This is a genomic window from Phycicoccus ginsengisoli, from assembly GCF_054779295.1.
The window spans coordinates 21,429-46,169 of the sequence record NZ_BAAGYN010000005.1 but is presented as its reverse complement, the minus strand read 5'-3'; the positions used below and the strand labels follow the sequence as shown (position 1 = coordinate 46,169).

At 71.4% G+C, this 24,741-nt stretch carries 25 protein-coding genes, 1 tRNA gene and 1 pseudogene; 14 read left to right on the top strand and 13 right to left on the bottom strand.

The genetic code is table 11. The features are described from left to right. Positions 1-91 precede the first annotated feature (91 nt). From mshD to pstB, 7 genes are all read left to right on the top strand, one after another. A complete protein-coding gene (gene mshD / locus ACYVDO_RS09570; protein WP_460935160.1) occupies positions 92-1,144 on the top strand; it encodes a mycothiol synthase in 1,053 nt (350 codons plus the stop codon). A 10-nt stretch (positions 1,145-1,154) separates the two neighbouring features. Beyond that, complete coding sequence (locus ACYVDO_RS09565) at positions 1,155-3,404, top strand: RNA degradosome polyphosphate kinase (RefSeq protein WP_460935158.1); 2,250 nt, start codon at positions 1,155-1,157, stop codon at positions 3,402-3,404. Next, positions 3,401-4,351 carry an NUDIX hydrolase gene (locus ACYVDO_RS09560; protein WP_460935156.1) on the top strand — a complete coding sequence of 317 codons (951 nt, stop codon included), beginning with the start codon at positions 3,401-3,403 and terminating at the stop codon, positions 4,349-4,351. Before ACYVDO_RS09565 ends, ACYVDO_RS09560 begins: the two co-directional genes overlap by 4 nt. Positions 4,352-4,560: 209 nt before the next feature. Then, on the top strand, positions 4,561-5,691 hold the full coding sequence (gene pstS / locus ACYVDO_RS09555; RefSeq protein ID WP_460935154.1) for a phosphate ABC transporter substrate-binding protein PstS: 1,131 nt from the start codon (positions 4,561-4,563) through the stop codon (positions 5,689-5,691). Positions 5,692-5,866: 175 nt separating this feature from the next. After that, complete coding sequence (gene pstC / locus ACYVDO_RS09550; RefSeq protein WP_460935152.1) at positions 5,867-6,841, top strand: phosphate ABC transporter permease subunit PstC; 975 nt, start codon at positions 5,867-5,869, stop codon at positions 6,839-6,841. Then, the gene (gene pstA / locus ACYVDO_RS09545; protein ID WP_460935150.1) at positions 6,838-7,776 is read left to right on the top strand and encodes a phosphate ABC transporter permease PstA; all 939 of its coding nucleotides are present in this window, start codon (positions 6,838-6,840) and stop codon (positions 7,774-7,776) included. The genes pstC and pstA overlap by 4 nt, the downstream gene beginning before the upstream one ends. A 105-nt stretch (positions 7,777-7,881) precedes the next feature. Further along, positions 7,882-8,658 (top strand): phosphate ABC transporter ATP-binding protein PstB, encoded by a 777-nt coding sequence (gene pstB / locus ACYVDO_RS09540; RefSeq protein ID WP_460935148.1) that lies wholly within the window; start codon positions 7,882-7,884, stop codon positions 8,656-8,658. Between the two features lie 31 nt (positions 8,659-8,689). On the opposite strand, the gene ACYVDO_RS09535 is transcribed toward pstB, so the two are convergent. The 6 genes from ACYVDO_RS09535 to ACYVDO_RS09510 form a co-directional block, all read right to left on the bottom strand. Then, a complete protein-coding gene (locus tag ACYVDO_RS09535) occupies positions 8,690-9,787 on the bottom strand; it encodes a hypothetical protein (protein WP_460935146.1) in 1,098 nt (365 codons plus the stop codon). Between the two features lie 239 nt (positions 9,788-10,026). Continuing rightward, entirely contained in the window at positions 10,027-11,019 is a 993-nt protein-coding gene (locus ACYVDO_RS09530; protein ID WP_460935144.1) for an inorganic phosphate transporter, read from the bottom strand. Positions 11,020-11,027: 8 nt separating this feature from the next. After that, positions 11,028-11,654 carry a DUF47 domain-containing protein gene (locus tag ACYVDO_RS09525; RefSeq protein ID WP_460935142.1) on the bottom strand — a complete coding sequence of 209 codons (627 nt, stop codon included), beginning with the start codon at positions 11,652-11,654 and terminating at the stop codon, positions 11,028-11,030. Between the two features lie 134 nt (positions 11,655-11,788). After that, a complete protein-coding gene (locus tag ACYVDO_RS09520; RefSeq protein ID WP_460935140.1) occupies positions 11,789-12,007 on the bottom strand; it encodes a hypothetical protein in 219 nt (72 codons plus the stop codon). Positions 12,008-12,655: 648 nt separating this feature from the next. Beyond that, positions 12,656-13,303 carry a hypothetical protein gene (locus ACYVDO_RS09515; RefSeq protein ID WP_460935137.1) on the bottom strand — a complete coding sequence of 216 codons (648 nt, stop codon included), beginning with the start codon at positions 13,301-13,303 and terminating at the stop codon, positions 12,656-12,658. A 79-nt stretch (positions 13,304-13,382) separates the two neighbouring features. Beyond that, positions 13,383-13,706, bottom strand: coding sequence for a TFIIB-type zinc ribbon-containing protein (locus tag ACYVDO_RS09510; protein ID WP_460935135.1), 324 nt, complete (start codon positions 13,704-13,706; stop codon positions 13,383-13,385). Positions 13,707-13,930: 224 nt separating this feature from the next. Here ACYVDO_RS09510 and ACYVDO_RS09505 point away from each other — a divergent pair, with 224 nt between their 5' ends. After that, positions 13,931-14,350: a hypothetical protein gene (locus ACYVDO_RS09505; protein WP_460935133.1), complete on the top strand. Its 420-nt coding sequence runs from the start codon at positions 13,931-13,933 to the stop codon at positions 14,348-14,350. A 99-nt stretch (positions 14,351-14,449) separates the two neighbouring features. Here ACYVDO_RS09505 and ACYVDO_RS09500 read toward each other — a convergent pair whose 3' ends face one another. Next, entirely contained in the window at positions 14,450-15,142 is a 693-nt protein-coding gene (locus ACYVDO_RS09500) for an aspartate/glutamate racemase family protein (RefSeq protein ID WP_460935131.1), read from the bottom strand. 146 nt (positions 15,143-15,288) lie between these two features. Between ACYVDO_RS09500 and ACYVDO_RS09495 the strand changes: the two genes are divergently transcribed. Beyond that, positions 15,289-15,361 (top strand) — tRNA-Lys (locus tag ACYVDO_RS09495). 128 nt (positions 15,362-15,489) lie between these two features. Here ACYVDO_RS09495 and ACYVDO_RS09490 read toward each other — a convergent pair. The 3 genes from ACYVDO_RS09490 to ACYVDO_RS09480 form a co-directional block, all read right to left on the bottom strand. Next, the gene (locus tag ACYVDO_RS09490; protein WP_460935129.1) at positions 15,490-16,221 is read right to left on the bottom strand and encodes a class F sortase; all 732 of its coding nucleotides are present in this window, start codon (positions 16,219-16,221) and stop codon (positions 15,490-15,492) included. Then, a complete protein-coding gene (locus ACYVDO_RS09485) occupies positions 16,221-16,985 on the bottom strand; it encodes a CHRD domain-containing protein (RefSeq protein ID WP_460935126.1) in 765 nt (254 codons plus the stop codon). The genes ACYVDO_RS09490 and ACYVDO_RS09485 overlap by 1 nt, the downstream gene beginning before the upstream one ends. Positions 16,986-17,169: 184 nt before the next feature. Continuing rightward, on the bottom strand, positions 17,170-18,090 hold the full coding sequence (locus ACYVDO_RS09480) for an SDR family oxidoreductase (RefSeq protein ID WP_460935757.1): 921 nt from the start codon (positions 18,088-18,090) through the stop codon (positions 17,170-17,172). 258 nt (positions 18,091-18,348) lie between these two features. Here ACYVDO_RS09480 and ACYVDO_RS09475 point away from each other — a divergent pair, with 258 nt between their 5' ends. The 3 genes and pseudogenes from ACYVDO_RS09475 to mraY all read left to right on the top strand — a co-directional run bounded on the left by ACYVDO_RS09475 (position 18,349) and on the right by mraY (position 20,631). Continuing rightward, complete coding sequence (locus ACYVDO_RS09475; RefSeq protein WP_460935124.1) at positions 18,349-18,732, top strand: VOC family protein; 384 nt, start codon at positions 18,349-18,351, stop codon at positions 18,730-18,732. 324 nt (positions 18,733-19,056) lie between these two features. Then, positions 19,057-19,302: pseudogene (locus tag ACYVDO_RS09470) on the top strand (YdeI/OmpD-associated family protein); the annotation flags it as partial. Positions 19,303-19,518: 216 nt separating this feature from the next. Continuing rightward, complete coding sequence (gene mraY, locus ACYVDO_RS09465) at positions 19,519-20,631, top strand: phospho-N-acetylmuramoyl-pentapeptide-transferase (RefSeq protein ID WP_460935754.1); 1,113 nt, start codon at positions 19,519-19,521, stop codon at positions 20,629-20,631. Here the strand turns inward: mraY and ACYVDO_RS09460 are convergent. Genes ACYVDO_RS09460 through arsB form a run of 3 tightly spaced genes read right to left on the bottom strand, consistent with a single transcriptional unit; the run spans position 20,604 to position 23,882 of the window. Continuing rightward, a complete protein-coding gene (locus ACYVDO_RS09460) occupies positions 20,604-22,313 on the bottom strand; it encodes an FAD-dependent oxidoreductase (protein ID WP_460935122.1) in 1,710 nt (569 codons plus the stop codon). The two genes, mraY and ACYVDO_RS09460, sit on opposite strands and share 28 nt — an antisense overlap. A 25-nt stretch (positions 22,314-22,338) precedes the next feature. After that, on the bottom strand, positions 22,339-22,788 hold the full coding sequence (locus ACYVDO_RS09455; RefSeq protein WP_460935119.1) for an arsenate reductase ArsC: 450 nt from the start codon (positions 22,786-22,788) through the stop codon (positions 22,339-22,341). Further along, positions 22,785-23,882: an ACR3 family arsenite efflux transporter gene (arsB, locus tag ACYVDO_RS09450; protein WP_460935117.1), complete on the bottom strand. Its 1,098-nt coding sequence runs from the start codon at positions 23,880-23,882 to the stop codon at positions 22,785-22,787. The genes ACYVDO_RS09455 and arsB overlap by 4 nt, the downstream gene beginning before the upstream one ends. Positions 23,883-24,011: 129 nt before the next feature. Between arsB and ACYVDO_RS09445 the strand changes: the two genes are divergently transcribed. After that, positions 24,012-24,401: an ArsR/SmtB family transcription factor gene (locus ACYVDO_RS09445; protein WP_460935114.1), complete on the top strand. Its 390-nt coding sequence runs from the start codon at positions 24,012-24,014 to the stop codon at positions 24,399-24,401. Further along, entirely contained in the window at positions 24,398-24,739 is a 342-nt protein-coding gene (locus tag ACYVDO_RS09440; RefSeq protein WP_460935112.1) for a DUF2200 domain-containing protein, read from the top strand. Before ACYVDO_RS09445 ends, ACYVDO_RS09440 begins: the two co-directional genes overlap by 4 nt. The last annotated feature ends 2 nt before the right edge of the window (positions 24,740-24,741 follow it).

The following is a 24,741-nucleotide window of genomic DNA, read 5'->3' as shown; positions in this document are numbered from 1 at the left end:
TGTGCGGAGGAGGTTCCCGGCCGGTGGGCCGGATCCGTGCACGCTAACCGCACCCCGCCGGTTAGGGAAGATGCATGATGCAATGCTTCCCGTGCCTTCACCACGAATCCGCCTGATCGACGCCTTGACCGCCACCGAGCAGGAAGACGTCCGCCGTCTCGCCGCGCGAGCCGCGGACACCGACCGGGTAGGGGCACTCTCGGAGCAGACCCTCCTCGCCCTCTCCTCACCACCCGGGCGGGTCCGCCACCTGCTGGCGTATGCCGGGGACGAGCCCGCCGGGTACGCCCAGCTCGAGGGGGGCGGCGAGGGCCACGCGGACGAGGGCCACGCGGACGAGGGCCAGGTGGACGAGGGCCACGCGGACGAGGGCCAGGTGGACGAGGGCCACGCGGACGAGGACGACGGGGACGAGAACCCCGACGGGCCCTCCGGCGAGCTCGTCGTGGACCCGGGCCACCGGCGTACGGGCATCGGTCGGGCCCTGCTGGAGGCCGTCCTGGCTGCCGCACCCACGAGCCGCGTGTGGGCACACGGCAACCAGCCGGCCGCGCGCGCGCTCGCCTCCTCGGCCGGCCTCGACGCGGCGCGCGAGCTGCACAAGATGTCCCGCGCCCTTGGCCCTGAGGACGCCACCTCCCCGGCGACCGCCCTGCCGACCGGGTACACGGCGCGCGCCTTCGAGCCCGGCCGGGACGAGGAGGCGTGGCTGGCGACGAACGCCGCCGCGTTCGCGCACCACCCCGAGCAGGGGCGGCTGACGCTGGCGGACCTGCGCGAACGCATGGACCAACCCTGGTTCGACCCGGCCGGCTTCATCCTCGTCGGCACCGCGGACGCCCCAGACGAGGTCGCAGCCTTCCACTGGACCAAGGTGGACCCCGAGCAGCACTCCACCCTCATGCCAGGCGGCACGGCCGGCGAGGTGTACGTCGTGGGGGTGCACCCCGACCACCAGGGCCGCGGTCTCGGCAAGCCCGTCACGGCTCTCGGGCTCGCACACCTGGCCCGGCAGGGGCTCCCCGAGGTCGTCCTGTACGTCGACGGGGACAACACGGCCGCGCTGCGCACCTACACGGGACTCGGATTCCGCAGCATCATGGTCGACGTGATGTATTCGCGCGCCGTTCACCGGCCCCTGTGAGGATGACCGCATGAGCGTGACGACCGAGGCCGACACCTTCGACACCGACGAGGCCGGCCACGAGGTGTCCATCGCGAGCGCCCAGCCCCGCGCCGCGAACGGCCGGTTCATGCGGGTCGTGCCGTCGGCGGGGTGGCAGGACGACAGCGGCCTGCCCGCCGACCGGTTCCTCGACCGCGAGATCTCCTGGCTGCAGTTCAACGAGCGCGTGCTCCAGATGGCGGCCGACGAGGCGGTCCCCCTGCTCGAGCGCGCGCGCTTCCTCGCGATCTTCACCTCGAACCTCGACGAGTTCTTCATGGTCCGGGTGGCCGGCCTCAAGCGCCGGATCGCCACCGGCCTCGCCGTCCGGTCCGCCTCCGGGTTGGAGCCTCGGGAGGTGCTCGAGCAGATCTCCCTGGTCGCCCACGAGCTCCAGGCCATGCACACGGCGGTCTACAAGGACAAGGTGCAGCCGGCCCTCGAGGAGGAGGGCATCGCGATCGTGCGCTGGGACGAGCTCAGCGACGACGAGCGGGCCCTGCAGTCCGAGCAGTTCACCGAGCGGGTCTTCCCGGTGCTGACGCCACTGGCCGTCGACCCCGCCCACCCGTTCCCGTACATCTCCGGCCTCTCGCTCAACCTCGCGGTCGTCCTCGTCAACCCCAAGACCGGCAAGGAGCACTTCGCCCGCGTCAAGGTGCCGCCGCTGCTCCCCCGGCTGCTGCACATCCAGCCCGAGCTCGGCGAACCGGTCGTCGCCGACCTCTTCCACACCCGCTTCGTGCCGCTCGAGGACGTCATCGCGGCCCACCTCGACATGCTCTTCCCCGGCATGGAGGTGCAGGAGCACTTCACCTTCCGGGTGACCCGCAACGAGGACCTCGAGGTGGAGGAGGACGACGCGGAGAACCTCCTCACCGCGTTGGAGAAGGAGCTCACCCGTCGCCGCTTCGGGCCCCCGGTGCGCCTCGAGGTCGACGAGCTCATCGACGACCACGTCCTCGACATGCTCGTGCGCGAGCTCGGGGTCAGCGACAGCGAGGTGTACCGCCTCCCGGCGCCGCTCGACCTGCGCGGGCTGAACCTCGTCGCCGACCTCGAGCGGTCCGACCTGCGCTACCCGCCGTTCCGGGGCCTGTCCCACCCGGACCTCGCGCCCGCCGAGAGTTCCAAGGCGTCCGACATCCTGCCCGTCGTCCGCGACAAGGACGTGCTGCTGCAGCACCCGTACGACTCGTTCTCCACGTCGGTGCAGGCGTTCATCGAGCAGGCAGCCGCCGACCCGAACGTCCTGGCGATCAAGCAGACGCTGTACCGCACCAGCGGCGACTCCCCCATCGTGGACGCCCTCATCGACGCCGCGGAGGCGGGCAAGCAGGTCCTCGCCGTCGTCGAGATCAAGGCGCGGTTCGACGAGCAGAACAACATCTCGTGGGCCCGCAAGCTCGAGCACTCCGGCGTGCACGTCGTCTACGGCATCGTGGGCCTGAAGACCCACGCCAAGCTGTGCATGGTCGTGCGCCAGGACGCCGACGGCGTGCTGCGGCGCTACTGCCACATCGGCACCGGCAACTACAACGGGAAGACCGCCCGGCTCTACGAGGACTTCGGGCTGCTCACCTCCGACCCGCAGGTCGGCGACGACCTCGCCCGGCTGTTCAACCAGCTCTCGGGGTTCGCGCCGCGCAGCAAGTTCAAGCGCCTGCTCGTGGCCCCGCGCTCGATCCGCAGCGGCCTGGTCGAGCGGATCGAGGGCGAGATCGAGCACGTCGCCGCGGGCGGGCCGGGTCTGGTCCAGCTCAAGGTGAACTCGATCGTCGACGAGCAGGTCATCGACGCCCTCTACCGGGCCTCGCAGGCGGGCGTCCACGTCGACGTGTGGGTGCGGGGGATCTGCGCGCTGCGACCCGGGGTGGAGGGGCTGTCGGAGAACATCGAGGTGCACTCCATCCTGGGCCGGTTCCTCGAGCACTCGCGGATCTTCCACTTCGGCGGCGGCGGGGAGCCCGAGGTGTGGATCGGCAGCGCCGACATGATGCACCGCAACCTCGACCGGCGGGTGGAGGCGCTGGTCCGGATCACCGACCAGCGCCACGTCGACGACCTGCGCTGGCTGCTCGCGCGGGGCATGAGCGACGAGTACGCACACTGGCGACTGGGCTCCGACGGGCGGTGGACCCGCGTCAACACCGCCCCCGACGGGGAGCCCCTGCAGGACCTGCAGGCGGCCCTCATCGAGCAGCACGCCAAGCGCCGCCGCAAGGCCCGCCGGCGTTGACCACGCCCATCCCGGCCGCGGGGACGCTGCCCTGGCGACGTCGACGCGGCAGCCTCGAGGTCGCCCTCGTGCACCGGCCGAAGTACGACGACTGGTCGTGGGCCAAGGGCAAGCTCGACCCCGGCGAGGCCTGGCCCGTGGCGGCCGTCCGGGAGACGGCGGAGGAGACCTCGCTCGAGGTCGGCCTCGGCCGTCCGCTGCCCGGAGCCTGCTACACCGTGCTCGACGGTGACGGCCAGCCGGCGACCAAGGAGGTGCGGTACTGGGCCGCCGAGGCCACCCGGCCGCCGGGTCCGCTGGCCAACGAGGTCGACGAGGTGCGCTGGCTCGACGTGGTCGCCGCCTCGGACCGGCTGGACTACGCCCGCGACCGCGAGCAGCTGCGAGCCCTGGTGCGCGCGGACGCGGCCGGCACCCTCACCACCTGGCCACTCGCGCTCGTCCGGCACGCGCACGCCGTGGGCCGCGGCGCCTGGTCCCGCGAGGACCCCCTGCGTCCGCTGAGCCCAGCCGGGCGCGACCGCGCCGAGGAGGTCGCGCGGCTCCTCACGGCATACGCCGTGCGCCGGCTCGTCAGCTCGCCGTCCGTGCGGTGCGCCGACACCCTGCGCCCGTATGCCGCGCTGCGCGGTCTCCCGCTGCGCACCAAGGGTGGCCTGAGCGAGGAGGGGCACGCGGCGGACCCGGCCCGCGCCAGCCACCACCTGGCCCGGCTCCTCGACCGGGGCGTCGCCGCCGCCGTGTGCAGCCACGGCCCGGTCCTTCCGGGCCTGCTCGACCGGCTGCACGAGCGGGTCGAGGCCGGCGAGCCCGATGCGGACGCCACCCGCGCCACGCTGCGGGCGGCCGCCTCCGAGAAGATGTCCAAGGGCGAGGTGCTCGTGGCGCACGTCGTGGGCAGCGGGGACCTGGCGCGCGTGGTCGCGGTCGAGCGCCACCTGCCCTGACCTGCACGTTCAGCCGTTTCCTGACCGACTCCTGACCCGCAGTTCACCCGCTGGACCGGTCCGGGCCCGGGGGCTGCCGTCCAGTGTCTGGCTGCTGTTCACCGCACGTTCACCTCCGACGGGCCACCACGTCACCAACCCTCCCTACCTTCAGGGTCGTCGGGCAGTGCGCCCGCCCCGAAGTTTCCCTGTGGAGAGGTTTGAACACCGTGAAGATCCAGCGTCTCGGCCTCGTGGCCAGCGTGGCCCTGGTCGGCTCCATCGCGTTGTCCGCGTGCGGCTCCGACAACAACACCGGTTCCGACGCCGGCGCCTCGGGCTCGGCGTCCAGCTCGACCGCGTCGTCCGACTGCCCGCAGGGCGGCGGCACGCTCAACGCCGAGGGCTCCTCCGCCCAGAAGAACGCGATCGAGGAGGCCATCTCGACCTTCCAGGACGCGTGCTCGGGCACGACCGTCAACTACAACCCCACCGGCTCGGGCGCCGGCATCAAGCAGTTCATCGCCGGCCAGGTCGACTTCGCCGGTTCGGACTCGGCGCTGAAGACCAAGCCCAAGGACGGCAAGATCGAGGCTGACGAGGCCGCCAAGTACTGCGGGTCCCCCGCCTGGAACCTCCCGATGGTGACCGGCCCGATCGCGATCTCCTACAACCTCAAGGGCGTCGACAAGCTCGTCCTGACGCCGGCCGTCGCCGCGCAGATCTTCAACGGCAAGATCACCTCCTGGAACGACAAGGCGATCGCGGCCGTCAACCCCGGCGTCACCCTGCCGAACGAGCCGGTCAAGGTCTTCTTCCGCTCCGACGAGTCGGGCACGACCGAGAACTTCACCAAGTACCTCAACGCCGCCGCGCCCAAGGACTGGACCGCCGAGCCGGGCAAGACCTGGACCGGCAAGGGCGAGGGCAAGCCGAAGTCCGACGGTGTCGCGAACGCCGTGAAGTCGACCGAGGGTGGCATCACCTACGCCGAGTGGTCCTACGCCAAGGACAACAAGCTCGGCATCGCGCAGATCGACAACGGCGGCGGCGCCGTCGAGCTCACTGGTGAGTCCGTGGGCAAGGCCGTGGCGGCCGCGAAGCAGGACGGCCAGGGCAACGACCTGCGCCTCAAGCTCGACTACGCCACCAAGGAGGCCGGCGCGTACCCGATCCTCCTCGTCACCTACGAGATCGTCTGCTCCAAGGGCAAGGACCCCAAGAAGGCCGAGCTGACCAAGGCCTTCCTGAAGCACTTCGCCGACAAGCAGACCCAGCAGTCCTTCGAGGAGATCGGCTACGCGCCGCTCCCCGAGGAGGTCCAGACCAAGGTCGAGGCCGCGATCTCCGCGCTCTCCTGACCGACCGGGTGCCGCGGGGCCGACCAGCCCCGCGGCACCCGTGCTGCGTCCCCCGCGCAGCCACCCCGCACAGCGGAGCACGTCCCTCCGCGGCAGCCGTGCCGCGGCGAAGCCCCACCCAGCAGCACCAGATCCCCCACATCCCCCACATCCCAGAGGCATCCCAGTGGCAACAGTGACCGGAAGGACGCTCGAAGGCGACCTGCAGGGTGACCGCGCAGGCACCGGACGGCTCGGTGACCGCCTGTTCGGCGGCGCCGCGAAGGCCTCGGGCGGTCTCGTCATCGGCATCGTCACCCTGGTCGGCCTCTTCCTGCTGTGGCAGGCCATCCCGGCCATCGCGGACGACAAGGTCAGCTTCCTCACCTCCCGCGAGTGGTCGGTCGGCGACCCGACCAACCTGCGGTTCGGCATCCTCGAGCTGCTGTGGACCACGGTCGCGGCCTCCACCATCGCGATGCTGATCGCGGTGCCGGTCGGCGTGGGGGTGGCCCTGTTCATCACGCAGTACTCCCCCCGCTGGCTCTCCCGCCCGGCCGCCAACCTCGTCGACCTGCTCGCCGCGGTGCCGTCGATCGTGTACGGCCTCTGGGGCCTGAAGACCTTCGGGCCGAAGTTCGACCCGGTGCAGGGCTGGCTCACCGACCACCTGTCGTGGTTCCCGCTGTTCTCGAACACCTCCACCAGCGGGGGCACCATCCTGTTCATCGGCGTGGTGCTCGCGATCATGATCCTGCCGATCGTCACGGCGCTGTCCCGCGAGGTGTTCGCGCAGACCCCCACCGCCCACAAGGAGGGCGCCCTCGCCCTCGGCGCCACGCAGTGGGAGATGATCCGCACGGCCGTCCTCCCCTTCGGCCGGCCGGGAGTCGTCTCGGCAGCGATGCTGGCCCTGGGCCGCGCCCTCGGCGAGACGATCGCGGTGACGATCATCGTGTCGTCCCTCGCGCCCGGGACGCCCTGGAGCTGGTCGCTGCTCAACGGCGGCGAGACCTTCGCCTCGCGGATTGCCAACAACGCCAGCGAGTTCGACTCCCCCAGCAAGACGGGGGCGTTCATCGCGGCCGGCCTCGTGCTCTTCCTCCTGACCTTCGTCGTCAACGCGGTCGCCCGGGTCGTCATCGAGCGCAGGAAGGCCTTCACCGAATGAGCACCGACACCGTCGCCGGCGGACCTCGCGTCGGCTCGCCCGGGGCCACCAGCCCCGGCGGATCCGTCCCCGCGCTGGGCCACCGGGCACGCGGTCGGGAGGCCCGTGACCTCCTGGCCCGGGTCGTCATGTGGCTGGCCTTCGCCCTGGCCCTGGTCCCGCTCGTCTGGATCCTGTGGACCGTGACGTCCAAGGGCATCCACCTGCTGCTGCAGCCGGAGTGGTGGACGAACTCGCAGAAGGGCATCACCTCCCGACGCGAGGGCGGGGGCGCCGTCCACGCCATCCAGGGCACCCTCATCCAGGGCCTGGTCACCGCGGCGATCTCGGTGCCGGTCGGCGTGATGACCGCCATCTACCTCGTCGAGTACGGCCGGGGCCGGTTCGCCAGGGTCGTGTCCTTCACGGTCGACATCCTCACCGGGGTGCCCTCGATCGTCGCCGGCCTCTTCGTGTATGCCGTGTGGGTCACCACGTTCGGCTTCCAGCGAGTGGGCTTCGCGGTCTGCCTGTCGCTGGTGCTGCTGATGGTCCCGGTCGTGGTCCGCTCGACCGAGGAGATGCTCAAGCTGGTGCCGAACGAGCTGCGCGAGGCGTCCTACGCCCTGGGCGTGCCGAAGTGGCGCACCATCGCGCGCGTCGTCCTGCCCACGGCGTTCTCCGGCATCATCACCGGCATCCTGCTCGGCCTGGCCCGGGTGATGGGCGAGACGGCACCCCTGCTGATCCTGGGCCCGTACACGAAGTCGATCGCGACCGACCTGTTCGGCGGGTACATGGCCACGCTGCCCACCATGATCAACCAGGACCGCACCGAGAGCCTGCAGCCCGCCGTCGACCGCGTCTGGGCCGCCGCCCTCACCCTCATCCTGCTCGTGCTGCTGCTCAACCTCGCCGGCCGGGTCCTCGCCCGGTTCGGCTCGGTGAAGAAGTAGCACCCCACGTGCGGCACCCGGCATACCGCGACGGAGCGGCTCCTGCCCACCACGTCCCCGACATCCCCTGAGACCACATCCCATCCCGAAGGACGAAGAACCCCCATGGCCAAGCGAATCGACGTCAGCGACCTGAACGTCTACTACGGCGCCTTCAAGGCCGTCGAGGGCGTGACCATGACGGTCGAGCCGCGGTCGGTGACCGCGTTCATCGGACCGTCCGGGTGCGGCAAGTCGACGTTCCTGCGCACCCTCAACCGCATGCACGAGGTGATCCCCGGCGGACGCGTCGAGGGCAAGGTCATGCTCGACGACCAGGACCTGTACGCCTCGAGCGTCGACCCGGTCGCGGTGCGGCGGACCGTCGGCATGGTCTTCCAGCGGCCGAACCCGTTCCCGACGATGTCGATCTACGACAACGTGGCGGCGGGGCTGCGGCTCAACGGCATGCGGGGCCGCAAGAAGCTCGACGAGGTCGTCGAGAAGTCGCTCCAGGGCGCGAACCTGTGGAACGAGGTCAAGGACCGGCTCGACAAGCCCGGCGCCGGGCTCTCGGGCGGCCAGCAGCAGCGGCTGTGCATCGCGCGGGCCATCGCGGTCGAGCCGCAGGTGCTCCTCATGGACGAGCCGTGCTCGGCGCTCGACCCGATCTCCACGCTGGCCATCGAGGACCTCATCTCCGAGCTCAAGGAGACGTACACGATCGTCATCGTCACCCACAACATGCAGCAGGCGGCGCGGGTCTCGGACCGGACGGCGTTCTTCAACCTGGCGGCGACGGGCAAGCCGGGCAAGCTGGTCGAGGTCGACGACACCCAGCGCATCTTCAACAACCCCAGCGTCAAGGCGACCGAGGACTACATCTCCGGCCGCTTCGGCTGACCCCAGTTTCCCACTTGCTGCCACCTGGTGGTCACCACACCGGGTTTCGGCGGCCGGGGTGACGACTACGTGGCAACAAGTGGGCGGGGATGCGCGGAGCTGCCGGCAGGTCGCGCCACTCCCTCAGCTCGTCCCTCTGGTCCTGCCGCCAACAGCACCGCACGCGGGCCGCGTCCGCACGTCGACGTGCCCGGACGAGGACGGCGTCGAGGCCGGCGCCCCCACCACGCAGCTCGGCCGCTCCCCATCGCGCCACCGCCAGCCCCAGTGACTCGAGCTCACGCTCACGGTCCCGCTCACGAAGCATGAAGCTCGCGGCGCGGCCGGCGTCCCACTCCTCGTCGAAGCTGCCGAGGTACTTGCTCCGTCCGTCGGCCTCGCCCACGATGCCGAGACCGCCCCACAGGAGGTCGACCCGCCCGACGAAGGATCCGTCGAGCCGATGGATCGAGACCTGGCTCATCGGCGGCGGCCATCCGAGGGCGACCGCCGTCGCCACCGACGCGGACTCCAGCCAGGACTCGCGCCGACTGTCCGCGAGCGCGATGCCCAGGTCGGCGGTCCGTATGCCCGGCCACCTGCGCTGACAACGGCGCACCGCCCGCAGCTGCTCCTCGGCGGCCGTCCCTCGACCCAACGCGACGTCGGCGATCGCCAAGCCGTCCCTCAGCCGAAGGGTGCGCAGGCAGTCGACGACAGTGCGGGCCACCGTCGTCACGCGCACGCCATCCACCTCGGTGACGTCCTCGGGAGACAGGGCGCCGTCGAGGACCCGCCGCCAGTCCTCGGTCGCAGCCGTGCGGGTCGTCTGGAGCGCCGTGAGGCAGACGCTCGAGCCCATGGGTCCCCACGGCTGCGGGAGTCCGTGGAGGAGCGCCGCCGTGGCATGGCTGACCACCGAGCCGGGCACCGAGACCTGTCCCGCGCGTGCGAGGCCCAGGTGCGCCGCGACGGGCGACAGGGCCGACCACGCGGCGCTGGCGGCATACAGCTGCGGTGCGGGCACCACGAGCTGTCTGCGCCGCACAGCCCCCGCGATGGCGTTACTGGTCAGGCCGACAACCCGTGCCTCCCGCGCGAGGAACGGCTGGGGAAGGGCGAGCCACGCTGCCTCCGGGGTGGTGCGCACGTGCCGACAATGACCCGGCCAGGGCCCGCGAGACCGGGATGTGTTCGTGACTGTGGACGACCGCGTGACCTGCCGCTCGCCTGTGGACAGCCGCACCAGGCTCGTCCCGAGATCCGTTCAACGTCCACTTGTTGCCACGTCGTGGTCACCGCAGCACCGAAACCGGCCCCGAGTGACCACCAGGTGGCAACAAGTGGGAAGACCGCACCGACGGGGAGGGTGCGGAGGGGGAACCGGAGTCAGACGAAGAGGTGGATGACCCAGAAGCTGACGGCGGCGACGATGCCCGCTCCGGGGAAGGTGAGCACCCAGGCGCCGACGATGTTGCCGGCCACGCCCCACCGCACGGCGGACAGGCGCTTGGTGGCACCGACGCCCATGATCGCCGAGGTGATCGTGTGCGTCGTCGAGATCGGGGCGCCGAACGCCAGGCCCGCGACGTACAGGATCGAGGCTGCGGTCGTCTCGGCCGCGAACCCCTGGGGCGGGTCGAGGTGGATGATCCGGCGGCCCAGCGTGCGCATGATCCGCCAGCCACCGGCATACGTGCCGAGGGAGATGACGACCGCGGAGATCAGCAGCACCCACAGCGGGACGTTGTTGCCCGAGTGGTACCCACCGACGGTGAGGGCGAGGACGACGACGCCGACGGTCTTCGACGCGTCCTGCAGGCCGTGGCCGAAGGCCATCGCGGCGGCCGAGGCGGTCTGGGCGTAGCGGAAGCCGCGAGAGACCTTGCCGGGCTGGGCGCCCCGGAAGAGCCACAGGATGACGGTCATGACGATGTAGCCGAGGATCACGCCGACGATGGGCGAGAGCACCATCGGGATGACGACCTTCTCCCAGATGCCGTGCCACTTCACGGTGGCGCCGGCAGCCAGCGCCGCCCCGCCCAGGCCTCCGATGAGGGCGTGCGAGGAGGACGAGGGCAGGCCGTACCACCAGGTGAGCAGGTTCCACCCGATGGCGCCGATCAGGGCAGCCGCGACGATGACCAGGCCGGTCGAGCCGATCGGGGCGTCGATGATGCCCTTGCCCACGGTGTCGGCGATCTTCTTGCCGAAGAACGCGCCGAACAGGTTGGCGACGGCGGCCATCGCGAGCGCGACCCGCGGGGTGAGCGCGCGCGTCGACACCGAGGTGGCGATGGCGTTGGCGGCGTCGTGGAAGCCGTTGGTGTAGTTGAACCCCATCGCCAGGGCGATGACGATCCCGACCGGAAGCCATTCCATGGGGTGGCTCAGGACTCCTTGACCGCGATGCCCTCGACCTTGTGCGCGACGCTCTCGAACGCGTCGGCCGCGGCCTCGAGCTCCTCGACGACCTCCTTGAGCTTCATGATGGTGATGGCGTCGGAGCCGAAGTCACCGTTGAAGAGGCCCGCAAGGAGGCGGCGGTAGGTCTGGTCGGCCTGGTTCTCGAGCCGGTTGATCTCGATCCAGTACTCGGAGAGGTCCTTCATCGAGCGCAGCCGCGGCATCGCCTCGGCGGTCAGCTCGGACATCCGCGAGAGCACCTCGACCTGGTCGGAGACGCCGGCCGGCAGGTCACCCACGCGGTACAGCACGATGAGGTCGACCGCAGCGTCCATGAGGTCCATGCAGTCGTCGAGCGCGGAGGCGAGCCCGTGGATGTCCTCGCGGTCGAAGGGGGTGATGAACGAGCTGTTCACCTTGCGGATGATCTCGTGGGTCGACTCGTCCGCCGCGTGCTCGATCTCGCGCATGCGCGCGGCGATCGAGTCGCGCTCCCCGACGCCGGCGCCGAGCATCTTGGTCAGCTCGCGCGACCCCTCGACGAGGTGCGAGGCCGACTTGGCGAACAGATCGTAGAAGCTGTTCTCCTGGGGGGTGAGGCGAAAGCCCACGGTTCTCTCCGGTCAGGCGGGGGGATGGCCGGGGACGATGCTACGGGCAACCGCACTCCGGAGCGCAACCCGGGACCTCGGAAGGGGACCGGCCCCAGTGCCCGGATCGTCCCCTTCGAGGGGAGATGTCGCCCTCAGACGTGCAGGCGCGCCGATGAGCGGTGCGGGGCCGGGCCGCCACCGTGCGGGGCGCTGCGGTGCCCCTCGACCAGGCCGAGGGCGCGGTCGATCTCCTCGTCGGTGAGGGGCCGCTCGCTCGCGGACGCGGCGACGACGAGGTCACCGACGAGCTCGATCTCGCCCTGCAGGGCGTCGTCGGTGAGGTCGCCTGAGGCGTCCGGGTCGGTGGTCATGGCACGACGCTAACCGAGCACGGTGCCCGAGGGGCAACGACCTTTGCCATCTCTTGACCGCCGGGGCCCCAGAACCACCCATCCGGGTCATGGATTCCGGCAGTGACTAGTCACCCCGTCCTATGCCGGATGATGGAGGTATGCCGGGCACCGAGCCTCCGTCCCCTCCCGCCGAGGCGCCCGGGGACCACCCCGTCGCCGGCCACGCAGGCACCGGGCCCGGTGACGTCAGGGCGGTGCTGGTCGAGCGGGGCTCGTTCGCACACGCGTCCTGCACGGTCTGCGGGTGGCTGGGGCCGGGCCGCAGGTCACGCAAGAGTGCCCGCGAGGACGCACAGTCCCACCCGGCGGCCTGCCCGGGAGAGGCCACGACGGACTGACGCCCGCGAAAGAATGCCCTCCCGGAGGAGGGCGGTGCGCCCGGGCACCAGTGCCCCGGTCCCGAGGAGGGTGGCCGCCGAGGACGGCAACGGGCCCCACCGCGAGCTGGTTGTGCGCCGGGCCGGGAGCGCCTCACGGCGCGTGGCCGCTCGTAGCGGCTTCAGTTGGGACCCGGGGCTACCGCGGCCCGGCGCACGTCCGACTGTAACCCCGGCGGCGCCACAGATGTTCCACGAACCCACAGGCGGGTTTGGTGCAAGGGGCCGTTCAGGTGAGCTGGCCCGCCTGCCACAGGTGCGCCCCGGCCTCGAGGTCCTCGGCGGTGGTCAGCATGTTGGCCGCGCGTCGCGTCTGCCGCCCGGCCGCCTCGCGGTCGGTCGCGTCGGTGCTGTGCGCCCGGTCGGCGCGCCCCGCCGCCACGACCCGGCAGAACGCGGCAGCCCGCTGCAGGGCGAGGTCGAGCTCGCCGGCGAACACCCCGCGCAGCACGGCGTCGGTCAGCTCCTGCAGCTCCGCGGGCCCGGGGGGCTCCGCCACCCCCGCGACCACGTGGTTGACGTCGGTGAAGCGCATCCCGGCGGCGTAGTCGGCGCTCGCCTCCTCGGGGTTGCGCTGGACCCACTCGCGCAGGGCGTAGAGCCGCCAGAGGGCGCCGGGGAGGCTGCGCGCGGGACGGTCCGCCCAGAGCTCTGCGACCGTGGAGAGGCCGAGCTCGTCGACGAGGGCGACGAGGCGCTCGGTGAGAGCGGGGTCGTCCGCCGAGCGACCCGTGCCGACGAGCACCGCAGCCGTCTCGTGGGCGATCTCCGTGACCTGCGCGGGGTCGGGGACGGTGCCGCCCTGGGACTCCATCGCGGCGGGGCTGAAGAACGCGGGACGGCGTGGGTTGTCACGACCGCTGGGCTCGTTTCGCATCGCCACCCATCCTCCCACCGTCGGCGGGGTGACGCCGGTTCCGACCGGATCCCGCATGGCCGCCGGAGGCGGGGCGCCTCTAGTCGAACAGCTCGCTGAGGAAGGACTTGCGGCGACGTCCGTACTGGCCGTGGGGAGCCTTCGACGTCGCCCGGTACGGCGCCTGGTGCCCCTGGGCCGGTGGCTGCTGCCAGGCGTTCTGCGGCTGCCCCTGGTACCCGGGTTGCGGGGTCGTGGGCTGCGGCACGTTCGCGTGCCAGGCGTTCTCGGCCGCCACCAGCGCCTCGAGCTCTCCGCGGTCGAGGAAGAGGCCGCCGCATCCTGTGCACTGGTCGACGTGCACCTGGTTCCGTTCGTAGCTGCGCATCGCGGATCCGCACTTGGGGCAGGTGAGGGTGCTCATGACGGGCCAACGGGTCGGCGGGGCCGGGGGTTCCGTGCGCGCGTCCCCGACCCTCGGCATACACGGCGCACCCCTGCCGTATGCCGTGGAGGCGCACCTCCCGCTCCTGGGGACCTTCGGCCCTCCTGGTCCTCGGGCCACGGACCCACGGTGAGGGGGTCGAGCGAGAGCTGTTGGCCGCCAACGGAAAGGGCCGCGGCAGCCGATCGGGTGAGGAGGTCCGGATGCTCGCCTGGAGGGTACGGATCGTCGTGCTGTGGATCGCGCTCGCGATGTGCCAGTCGGCCAGCATCGGCCTGCTCCTGCAGCGTCCCGGCGCCCTCCGGGACCTGGCGCAGGGCCGTCTGGACGGCCAGGACGTCCAGACACCTGCCGCGCAGCTCACCACCCTGCTGGCCTGGCTGGTTCCGATGGTGATGGCCTACCTCACGCTCGTGCTCAGGGACGCGGACTGTCGCGGCACCAACCTCGTGCTGGGCGCGGGAGGTCTGCTGTACGGGATCACGAACCTCGTGCCGCCACCGCAGTGGACGGCTGCCACCGCCCTTCTCGCCGCCCTCGGCACGGTGGTGGTCCCGGGGTTGATCCTCTGGCACGCGTGGAAGTGGCCGCGGCCTGACGGGATGCCGGTGGGGCGTCACTGAGGTGGGCCCCGGCGGGCGGGCGGTTGCGCGGGGGTTGACCGGGGTTCCCCGACCCGCGGTGGGCGACTCGTCGGCGCCACCCGCAGCAGCATCCACCCGTCAGTCAGCGAGCATCCAGTCGACGGCACGTTCGCAGTGGATGGCGGCGGTGTCGTAGAGCGGCACGGACGCGTCGTCGGCCCCGACGAGCAGCCCGATCTCGGTGCAGCCCAGGACGATCCCTTCGGCGCCGCGCTCGACGAGGCGGTCCATCACCTCGCGGTAGCGCCGACGCGAGGAGTCGCGGATGACGTCCTGGCACAGCTCGTCGTAGATGATCCGGTGCACGTCCGCGCGCTCGGCCTCCCCGGGGACCAGGACCTCCAGGCCTCGGTCGCGCAGACGCCCGACGTAGAAGTCCTGCTCCATCGTGAAGGCGGTCGCCAGCAGCGCCACGGTGCGCACGCCGTCTGCGCTGAGACGATCCGCGGTCGCGTCGGCGATGTGCAGCAACGGGAGGTCCGTGCCCGCCTGGAGCTGGTCCGCGACCTTGTGCATGGTGTTCGTCGCCAGGACCAGGCCCTCGGCGCCGACCCGCTCCAGACCCTGCGCGGCCTCCAACAGCAGGGCCGTGGTGCCCTCCCAGTCCCCTTCGTGCTGCATCTGGGCGACCGCTGCGAAGTCGACGCTGTGGAGGAGCAGACGCGCGGAGTGCAGGCCGCCGAGCCGGGCGGCCACGCCCCGGTTGAGGTGGCGGTAGTACTCGACCGTGCTGGTCCAGCTCATCCCGCCCAACACCCCGAGAACGCGCACCGCGAAAGGCTAGGCCTGGCTTCGCGGGCCGGTCAACGATGCTCGACCCGGTCCTTGCCCGGGAACAGGTATGGTCGTCTCGCGGTCAGACCGGGCTCGAGATGCCCACCTGTCGTCCCGGGTTCGGCGACCGAGTCCCTCACCCCGGGCCTCTAGCTCAATTGGCAGAGCTGCGGACTTTTAATCCGTAGGTTGTGGGTTCGAGCCCCACGGGGCCCACGACGCCGCAGGTCATAGCCCCGCGGCTCGGACCCACCGGTCGGCTGGGCACCAATGCGGGGACCGCCCGCAGATCCCGGAGAGTGCGGTCCGGGCTCTGCCGTGGGTCGGCTACCCGTGGCTGACACTCAGGCCTTCAGATGTGCGAAGGCCACGATGTTGTCGACGTAGTGGCCGGTGCTCTGGTCGAAGGCGCCGCCGCAGGTGATGAGCCGGAGCTCGGCGCGGCCCTTGGTGTCGCCGTAGACGAGGGCCGTGGGGAAGTCCTTCTTGGCGTAGCGGGCGACCTTGTCGACGACGAACCTGGCGGTGCTGCCGTCCTTGCGGGTCACGACCACCTCTGCCCCCTTCTGCAGGGCTCCCAGCCGGTAGAACACGGCAGGGCCGGCCTTGCTGTCGACGTGGGCGCCGATGACCGAGGGCCCGAACTCGCCCGGGGTGGGGCCATCGGCATACCAACCCGCACGGTCGAAGTCGGTGGGCGCCTCCAGCTCCCCGCGGGAGTCGAGGTGCAGGTCGACGATGCCCCGCGTCCGGACCCCGATCGACGGGATCGACAGGGCCACCGGCGGGCTGGGCCTCAGGATCGGCCCCGACGAGTTCCCAGGCGGCGTGGTCGGCGCGGCCGCCTCGTGACTCCCCGTGGACGAGCTGCTCGCCGCCGTCGCGGTTGGTGAGCCGCTTGCCGTCGTCGTGGAGGCCGGGGTCGAGGTCACAGCAGCGGCGGGGCGTGGCTGGGGCGGCGGGCCCGGGGCGGTGAGCCCTCGCAGGACGAGCACACCGCCGACGAGCGCGAGCAGCGCGGTGACCACCACGACCCAGCGGCCGTGGTGGTCACCGATCCTGCGCACGAGGGACATCAGGCGCGGTTGCGGACCTTGCGGGCAGCCAGGGCGCCGGTGCCGGCCGCTGCGAGCAGGAACCCGCCACCGAGGAGCATCAGCTCGTCGTTGGTCGACCCGGAGGTGCCACCGGCGCCGGTCTGCATGCCGCCGGCCGGAGCAGCCCGCAGGGCGCCGCAGATGGCCGGGTCCGTGGCCTCGGTCGGCAGACTGGGGTCGAGGTCGCTCTTGGTGGTGCCGTCGTACTTGCCGTCCTTGTTGTAGTCGACGCCGTGCACGACCACGACGGCCTTGCCGTCCACGATGGCCTGCGCAACGTCAGGCGACACGTTGATCGAGCCGCGCTCGTAGCTGAGGTTGCCTCCGGGGGCGGTGTCGAAGCGGTCGACCGCCAGGGTGCTCTTGGGCGAGGTGTCCCCCGTCTTGGTCAAGGACACGACGACGGGTCCGTATGCCGGGCCGCCCTCGGTGGTGTTGAGGTGACCGTTGCCGTCCTTGTCGTCGCTCGCCGTCGGGCACTCGTGTCGGGCGTCGGCGCCGAAGTGGATGTGCGCTGCGTGCGGGTTGTCCGGCAGCAGGCCGTTGGCACGCATGGTGACGTCGATCCGCGTGCCGTTGACGGTGACCATGGCGGTGCCGCTGCCCTGGACGCCGTTGAGGGCGACCGGCCGCAGGGTGGCCGTGGTGGTGCCATCGGCGGCGTGCGCGACGCCGGCGCCCAGGAACGGGACCAAGGCCGCCGTACCGAGCGCGATGCCGGCCAGCTTGGAGGTGGTGCGCATGCATGACTCCCTTGTCAGGTGCGGCCACAGCGACCGCCTTTTGGATCTGGCTCTTACGCAGGGAGTTCGTATCCGTAACGCACTTGGATTGGATGCAGAGTCAAACTACTTCGACAGCCAGGCGGCTCCTTCCCGGCTGGGTGCGGAATCCCGGTGGAGCGTGCTCAGTGTGCGGGTGAGTGGGTCAGCGGTATTGCTCGATGCTCTCAAGGTCCTCCACGGACCAGCCGTGGTCCGCGATGAGTCCCCAGTAGTCCGGCCGCGAGCCATCGACATCGGTGACGTCGTAGGCATCCGCGAGCTGGCGGGCCGTGACCACGCGGCCCCCGAAGCGTTCTCGCTGCTCATCGGCAGCCAGCGCGCACACTCCGCGCGCGACATAGGTCGGTGACTCGGAGATTGCGAAGCTGGGCTCCTTGCGACAGAACTCCTGCCAGGTCGCCTCGGTGACCCCGAAGCCTTCCAACATGCGCTCGGACCGCAGCCAGCCGGGAGTCACGCCCACAGCCGTGACCGGTGTGTCGCGCAGGTCCCGCGCGAAGTTGCGCACGAGCCGGTCGACCCCGGCCTTGACGTAGTCGTAGTAGAAGCCGACGCCGGGACGGTCGCCGGCGTTGGCCTCACTCGTGCCGTCAGTCATCTCCACGAGCAGCCCTTCCCCCGAGTCGAGCATGAGGGGGAGTGCCACCGCGGCGGTGATGATGTGGGTCTCGATGCCCATGCGCAGCATGCGCAGCCCACCCTCGAGGTCATGGCCCCACAGGGGCGTGTCCCACTGCGCGTAACGGTCACCTCCGAAGATGTCGTTCACCAGGACGTCGAGGCGTCCCTGTTCTGACCGGATCCGGTCCACGAGGGTGCGTACAGCGTCGACGTCCAGGTGGTCGACACGCAGTGCAACGCCCTGACCCCCGGCGGAAGCCATCAGGTCCCCGGTCTCCTCGATGGTTTCAGGTCGGCCCATGTCGGAAGGGCCCGAGGCGCGGCCGGAACGTCCCGTGGCGTAGACGACAGCCCCGGCACGCGCCAGCTCCACGGCCAGCGCTCGCCCTGCACCTCGCGTCGCCCCCGCAACCAGGGCTACCCGACCGGACAACTCCCCCATGGCAACCTCCCCGTGGCTGCCGCCAGCGTGCCATGGATCCACGGCTGTCGGCTCGAAGACCCTCGGCGCGAGCGGAGGTCGTCGGGGTCCACGCACCTGCCGGACCGCTGCGCACTCAACCCAGGCCGTTGCCTCCGTTGCGCCATCAAGGCACCCCGGCTTGGGCCGACGTCGATGGTGTCGCGTTTCTACAAGCCACCGCGGCGGATGCTCGGCCATCGTGGAACTCATCGACGTCGGACGGACAAGGAGCCCTGCATGCCCACCGCGAACCCCATCGCAGCACTGAAGATGGTCACCCTCGACTGCGCGGACCCCGGCGCGAGCGCCGCGTTCTGGACGGAGGTGCTCGGCTGGGACCAGGCCTATGCCGACGACAACTACGCGATGCTGACCGGGCCCGCTCACGCCCTCGGCTTCGGCCGCGTCGAGGGGTACCAGGCCCCGGCATGGCCGAACCCCAACGGGTCCAAGCAGTTCCACCTCGACCTGGCCGTGGACGACCTCGAGGCCGCGGAGCAGGCCTGCCTCGCCCTCGGCGCCACGCTGCCCGACGAACAGCCGGGTGAGGGCAGGTGGCGCGTCCTGCTGGACCCGGCCGGCCACCCGTTCTGCCTCACGCGTGCCGACGCCTGGCAGTAGGCGCACGGAGGAGTGAGGGCACCGTTGGACGAGGACAGGGAGGTCGTCGCGTTCGAGTCCGCCGAGGCGTTCGAGGCCTGGCTGGGCGTCCACCACGCGACGAGCGCGGAGATCTGGCTCAGGCTGCGCAGGAAGGGCACCGGAGACATACCGCTGGACTACGCCCGGGCCCTGGAGGTCGCGTTGTGCTTCGGCTGGATCGACGGGCGCAAGGACAGGTTCGACGACGAGCACTGGCTGCAACGGTTCACCCCCCGCACGTCGCGCAGCCGGTGGTCCAAGGTCAACCGGGACAAGGCGCGAGCGCTCATCGACCCGGGCCGGATGCGGCCTGCGGGGCTGGCCGAGGTCTTACGCGCCAGGGCTGACGGACGCTGGCAGGCTGCCTACGACGGCGCCCGCACCTCAACGGTGCCGGACGACCTGGCGGCGGCGCTGGCGGCGAACCCCGCTGCGGCAGCGTCCTTCGAGACCCTCGACGGGCACAACCGCTTCGCGATCCTGTACCGGATCCAGGACGTCAAGAAGCCCGAGACCAGGGCGCGCCGCATCGAGAAGTACGTCGCCATGCTGGCCGAGGGGAGGAGGCCCCCACCCCTGAGCTCCCCGTGCCTGCCCCACCACGCCGGGCGCGGCGCACCCCGGGCGGCCGCCCGATGTGCCCTAGGTTGGGGCCCGCAAAGGGGCGTAGGCCGCCCCCGCACGCGCGCGGCATACGGTGCCCCGTGGGTGCGCAGGACCGCCCTGGGTGAGGGACCGCTCCCGAGGCGCACGAGGGGGAGCGACATGGTCAACATCCTGCTGGCCGGCGGGATCGCGATGGTGGTCTCCCTGCTCGGGACACCGCTGCTCGTGCGGTTCCTCGTCCGCCGCGGCTACGGCCAGTTCATCCGCGACGACCTGACCCAGCACCACTACAAGCGCGGCAAGCCCACGATGGGTGGCGCCGTCATCATCGGCGCGGCCCTCGCAGGCTACTTCGGCTCGCACCTCGCCCTGCTGGCGGTGAGCTCGCGCGACAACGGCGCAGTGGCGCCGGGCCGCCTCACCCTCAGCGCGCTACTGGTCCTGGTCCTCCTGGTCGGCATGGGACTCGTCGGCTTCCTGGACGACTACACGAAGATCTCCAGGGCGCGCAGCCTGGGCCTGACCTCGAGGCAGAAGCTCCTCGGCCAGGCCCTGGTGACCGTGGCCTTCGCGCTGCCGGCCCTCCTGCTGGAGGACGCGAACGGGCGCTCGCCGGCGTCGACGGCGATCTCGGTCGCCAGGGACACCCGCCTCGACCTCGCCGTCGCCGGGCCCGTCCTCGGCGCCGTCCTGTTCGTCGTGTGGGCGAACCTGCTGGTCGCCGGGGCGTCGAACGGCGTCAACATCACCGACGGCCTGGACGGCCTCGCCACCGGGGCGTCGGTGATGGTCTTCGGAGCGTATGCCGGCATCGGCCTCTGGCAGTACAACCAGGGCTGCGCCAGCGCCCCCGGACCCGGCTGCTACGAGGTTCGCGACGCGCTCGACCTCGCGGTCGTCGCCTGCGCCGTGGCGGGGGCGTGCTTCGGCTTCCTGTGGTGGAACGCCTCCCCCGCGACCATCATCATGGGCGACACGGGCTCACTCTCCCTCGGCGCCGCCCTGGCCGGGCTGGCGATCCTCACCCGCACCGAGCTCCTGCTGCCCGTGATCGCTGGCCTCTTCGTCATCATCACGCTGTCCGTCGTCGCCCAGGTCGCCAGCTTCAAGCTGACCGGCAGGCGGGTCCTCCGGATGGCGCCGTTGCACCACCACTTCGAGCTCCTCGGGTGGGCCGAGATCACGATCGTCATCCGCTTCTGGATCGTCGCCGGCATCTGTGCGATCGCCGGGATGGGTGCCTTCTACGCGGAGTGGATCACCGCCACCTGAGCCAGCGACGCCGGAGGCAACCCTGCCACCGGAGGCCGGCCGCCGACGGCCGCACCTGACTCCCGAGCAAGCCCGTCATCCGGCAACGAAGGTCCCGTGGAGGCCGCCGCCGGCGTGGCTAGCGTGGCATCCGAGCGGCCCGCCAACGGGACCACGGGCGAAAGCACCGGGTCACCCGCGGCGGGAAGGGGTGGCGTCACCCTGCCGGGGCTCCCTTTCGGAGACGCCACACCAGCGCGTCGGGCCAGGGGGTGGTCCGGCGCGCGGCCGCCGCAGCACCCTCCCTGCCCCTGCCCAGGAGCCGCCGCCAGCTCGAGCTGTGGACGGGATCCCGCCGTGAGCGGCTGGTCCGCGCGTGCGTTCGCCGAGCTGCAGACGCCGGTCTCCGGCAGGACGAGGCGCACCTCGTCGGCCGCCGCGTCGTCACCGGCGAGGTGGGCGACCACCGAACGGACCTGCTCGTTGCCGGTCGTGACGAGGAAGGTCGGCGCCCGGCCGTAGGACTTCATCCCCACGACGAAGAAGCCGGGCTCGTCGACGTGCTCGAGCTCGCGCCAGCCGTGCGGTCTGACGGTGCCGCAGCTGTGCTCCTCCGGGGTGATGAGCGGACCCAGCGCCCGAGCCGACTGCAGGGCCGGGTCGAGGTCGAGTCGCAGCTCCCCGAGGATGCCGAGGTCCGGTCGGAAGCCGGTGGCGGCGACGACGGTGTGCACCCCCTCGACCACCCGCTCACCCTCGGCGGTGTCGCCGAGGACGCTCACCGTGCCTGCGTCCGCGTCGATGCGCAGCTCGCGCGTGGAGAAGCCGGTGAGGTATGCCGTCGAGCCCGCCTCCACGAGGCCGCGCACCTCGGCCCCGAGTCGGCCGCGGTCCTCGAGCTGGTCGGCCTCGGCACCACCGAAGACCCGGCGTGCGCTCGTGCCCCGGACGGCCCAGACGACCCGGGTCCCCGGTTCCTCCGCGGCCAGCTGGGCCAGGGCGACCAGGGTGTTCGCTGCCGAGTGCCCCATCCCCACCACGAGGGTCGAGCGCCCGGCGAAGCGGGCACGGTCGCGCCCCAGCACGTCCGGCAGCGGTCCGACCACGAAGCCCGCGGCCCGGGCCTGGTCCTCACCGATGGCCGGCAACCCCGAGGCCCCGAGCGGGTTGTGCTGCTGCCAGGTCCCCGAGGCGTCGATCACCGCGCGCGCCCGCACGTCCTGCACCACCCCACCGGTACCGGCGACCCGCACGACGAAGGGCCGCTCCGCCCGGCCTCGGGACCGGGAGCGGTCCAGGCCCAGCCTCGAGACCGCGACCACGCGCGACCCCGTCCGGACCACCGCGCCCAGGGCAGCGTCCAGGGGCTCGAGGTACTGCTCGACGATCTCCGAGCCGGTGGGAGACCGCCGCCCCAGGGGGCGCGACCACCCCCGGGTGGCCAGCAGCTGCTCCGCGGCCGGGTCGACGAGGTACTCCCAGGGCGTGAAGGTGCGGATGTGGCCCCACTCGCGCATCGCCGCCCCCACCCGGTCACCCGACTCGAGCACGAGGGCGGGCAGGCCACGCTGCAGCAGGTGCGCTGCCGCAGCGAGCCCGACGGGGCCGGCGCCGATGACGACGACGGGCAGCTCCGCCGCACCCGTCGCGCCGGGAGCGCCGGGCGTCAGGCGGCTCGGACCTGTACCGGTGGTGGGTGCCATGGCTCTTCTTCCGTCTCGGTGATGGTCAGGAGTCCTGTGTCGTCGCCGCGCCCGGCCTCACCGAAGAGGCCGGGTCCGTCCCCAGCTCGTCGAGCAGGACCAGCACGCGCCGCCGGATCTCGTCCCGGATCGGGCGCACGGCGTCGACGCCCTTGCCGGCGGGGTCGTCGAGCACCCAGTCCTCGTAGCGCTTGCCGGGGAAGAAGGGGCAGGTGTCGCCGCAGCCCATCGTCACGACGACGTCGGAGGCCTCCACGGCCTCGGTGGTCAGGACCTTCGGCGTCCGGGCGGCGATGTCGATGCCCTCCTCGGCCATCGCCTGCACCGCCGAGGGGTTCACCTGCTCGGCCGGCAGCGAGCCGGCGGAGCGGACCTCGACCGCACCACCGGAGAGGTGCTCGAGGTATGCCGCGGCCATCTGGGACCGGCCGGCGTTGTGGACGCAGACGAACAGGACGCTGGGCTTGTCGCTCACGAGCCGGCCTTTCGGGGAGAGGGGGAGAAGCGGCGGCGCAGGGCGAGGCTGACGTAGACGAGGCCCACGAGCGCGGGCACCTCGATGAGCGGCCCCACCACCCCGGCCAGCGCCTGGCCGGAGGCGGCACCGAAGGTGGCGATGGCGACCGCGATGGCCAGCTCGAAGTTGTTGCCGGCCGCGGTGAAGGCCAGGGTCGTCGTCCGCTGGTACCCCAGTCGCAGGGCCCCGCCGAGCGCGAACCCGCCGCCCCACATCACCGCGAAGTAGGCCAGCAGCGGGACGGCGATCCGCGCCACGTCCAGCGGGTTGGAGGTGATCGCCTCACCTTGCAGGGCGAACAGGATGACGATCGTGAACAGCAGCCCGTACAGGGCCCAGGGGCCGACCCGCGGCAGGAACCGCTCCTCGTACCACCTGCGCCCCTTGGCCCTCTCGCCGAGGCGACGGCTGAGGTACCCGGCCACCAGCGGCACGCCCAGGAACACCAGCACCGACCGCGCGATGTCCCAGGTCGAGACGTCGAGCGCGGCCTGGTCCAGCCCCAGCCACCCGGGGAGGACCTCGAGGTAGAACCAGCCGAGCCCCGCGAAGGCGACGACCTGGAAGACGGAGTTCAGGGCCACCAGGACAGCAGCGGCCTCGCGGTCGCCACACGCCAGGTCGTTCCAGATGATGACCATCGCGATGCACCGCGCCAACCCGACGACGATGAGGCCGGTGCGGTAGGCCGGGAGGTCCGGGAGGAAGACCCAGGCGAGGGTGAACATCAGCAACGGCCCGACCAGCCAGTTCAGCACCAGGGACGACACCATGAGCCGCCGGTCGGAGGTCACGGCGTCCAGCCGGTCGTACCTCACCTTGGCCAGCACCGGGTACATCATCACGAGCAGGCCCAGGGCGATGGGCAGCGAGACGCCGTCGACCTCGATCGCGGACAGCGCGTCGCCGAGGCCGGGAACCACACGTCCCAGCAGCAGGCCGACACCCATCGCGGCACCGATCCACAGCGGAAGGAACCGGTCGAGGGTGGACAGCTGCGCGGTCAGTGAGGAGTGCGGTGCCGGTCTGTGCTGGCTGGTGTCGGTGCTCACCGCGGACCCTCCACGAGACGGCGTACGCCCGGGGACGTCACCGATTGATTGACTGCTGTCTATGCATGAGGCTGGCACTTGCATAGATGCCTGTCAACATAGAGACTCATCGATGTAGCGAGGAGGACCATGGCCGTCACCACGATCACGACGTCGCCCCAGGACCTGGTTGCCGCCGGTTCGCGGTGCGGGGGCTCGGCGCCCCGACCGATCTCCCGGGACGAGGCAGAGCGGCGCGCCACGCTCCTCAAGGCCGTCGCCGACCCAGCGCGCCTGCAGCTGCTCTCCATCGTCAAGGGGTCCGACAGCGGCGAGGCGTGCGTCTGCGACATGGCCGAGGCCGTCGGGCTCACCCAGCCGACGGTCAGCCACCACCTTCGCGTCCTCGTCGAGGCCGGGCTGCTCACCAAGGAGAGGCGGGGCACCTGGGCCTGGTTCACCCTGGTGCCGGACCGCATCGCCGAGGTGGCTACCTTCCTCGACTCCCCTATGCCCCCGAACGTATCCTCGGAGGCGTGAGCCGGATCTTCACGAGCAGCGTCGCCTCCGTCTACCCGCTCTACCTGGCGAAGGTGGAGCGCAAGGGACGGACCAAGGACGAGCTGGACGAGGTCATCGAGTGGCTGACCGGTTACGACGACGCCGCCCTGGAGAGCCACCTGTCCGCGGGCACCACCTTCGAGGACTTCTTCGCCCAGGCGCGGTTGAACCCCGCGGCCTCCTCGATCGCCGGCACGGTGTGCGGCGTCCGTGTCGAAGAGGTTGAGGACCCCCTCATGCAGAAGATCCGCTACCTGGACAAGCTCGTCGACGAGCTGGCCAAGGGCCGGCCGATGACGAAGGTCCTGCGCGCCTGACG

Coding starts and splice junctions, on each gene's coding strand:
- ACYVDO_RS09565 (WP_460935158.1), top strand. CDS start 1,155: ATGAGCGTGACGACCGAGGCCGACACCTTCGACACCGACGAGGCCGGC.
- pstA (WP_460935150.1), top strand. CDS start 6,838: ATGAGCACCGACACCGTCGCCGGCGGACCTCGCGTCGGCTCGCCCGGG.
- pstB (WP_460935148.1), top strand. CDS start 7,882: ATGGCCAAGCGAATCGACGTCAGCGACCTGAACGTCTACTACGGCGCC.
- ACYVDO_RS09530 (WP_460935144.1), bottom strand. CDS start 11,019: ATGGAATGGCTTCCGGTCGGGATCGTCATCGCCCTGGCGATGGGGTTC.
- ACYVDO_RS09520 (WP_460935140.1), bottom strand. CDS start 12,007: ATGACCACCGACCCGGACGCCTCAGGCGACCTCACCGACGACGCCCTG.
- ACYVDO_RS09515 (WP_460935137.1), bottom strand. CDS start 13,303: ATGCGAAACGAGCCCAGCGGTCGTGACAACCCACGCCGTCCCGCGTTC.
- ACYVDO_RS09510 (WP_460935135.1), bottom strand. CDS start 13,706: ATGAGCACCCTCACCTGCCCCAAGTGCGGATCCGCGATGCGCAGCTAC.
- ACYVDO_RS09505 (WP_460935133.1), top strand. CDS start 13,931: ATGCTCGCCTGGAGGGTACGGATCGTCGTGCTGTGGATCGCGCTCGCG.
- ACYVDO_RS09490 (WP_460935129.1), bottom strand. CDS start 16,221: ATGTCCCTCGTGCGCAGGATCGGTGACCACCACGGCCGCTGGGTCGTG.
- ACYVDO_RS09485 (WP_460935126.1), bottom strand. CDS start 16,985: ATGCGCACCACCTCCAAGCTGGCCGGCATCGCGCTCGGTACGGCGGCC.
- ACYVDO_RS09480 (WP_460935757.1), bottom strand. CDS start 18,090: ATGGGGGAGTTGTCCGGTCGGGTAGCCCTGGTTGCGGGGGCGACGCGA.
- ACYVDO_RS09475 (WP_460935124.1), top strand. CDS start 18,349: ATGCCCACCGCGAACCCCATCGCAGCACTGAAGATGGTCACCCTCGAC.
- mraY (WP_460935754.1), top strand. CDS start 19,519: ATGGTCAACATCCTGCTGGCCGGCGGGATCGCGATGGTGGTCTCCCTG.
- ACYVDO_RS09460 (WP_460935122.1), bottom strand. CDS start 22,313: ATGGCACCCACCACCGGTACAGGTCCGAGCCGCCTGACGCCCGGCGCT.
- ACYVDO_RS09445 (WP_460935114.1), top strand. CDS start 24,012: ATGGCCGTCACCACGATCACGACGTCGCCCCAGGACCTGGTTGCCGCC.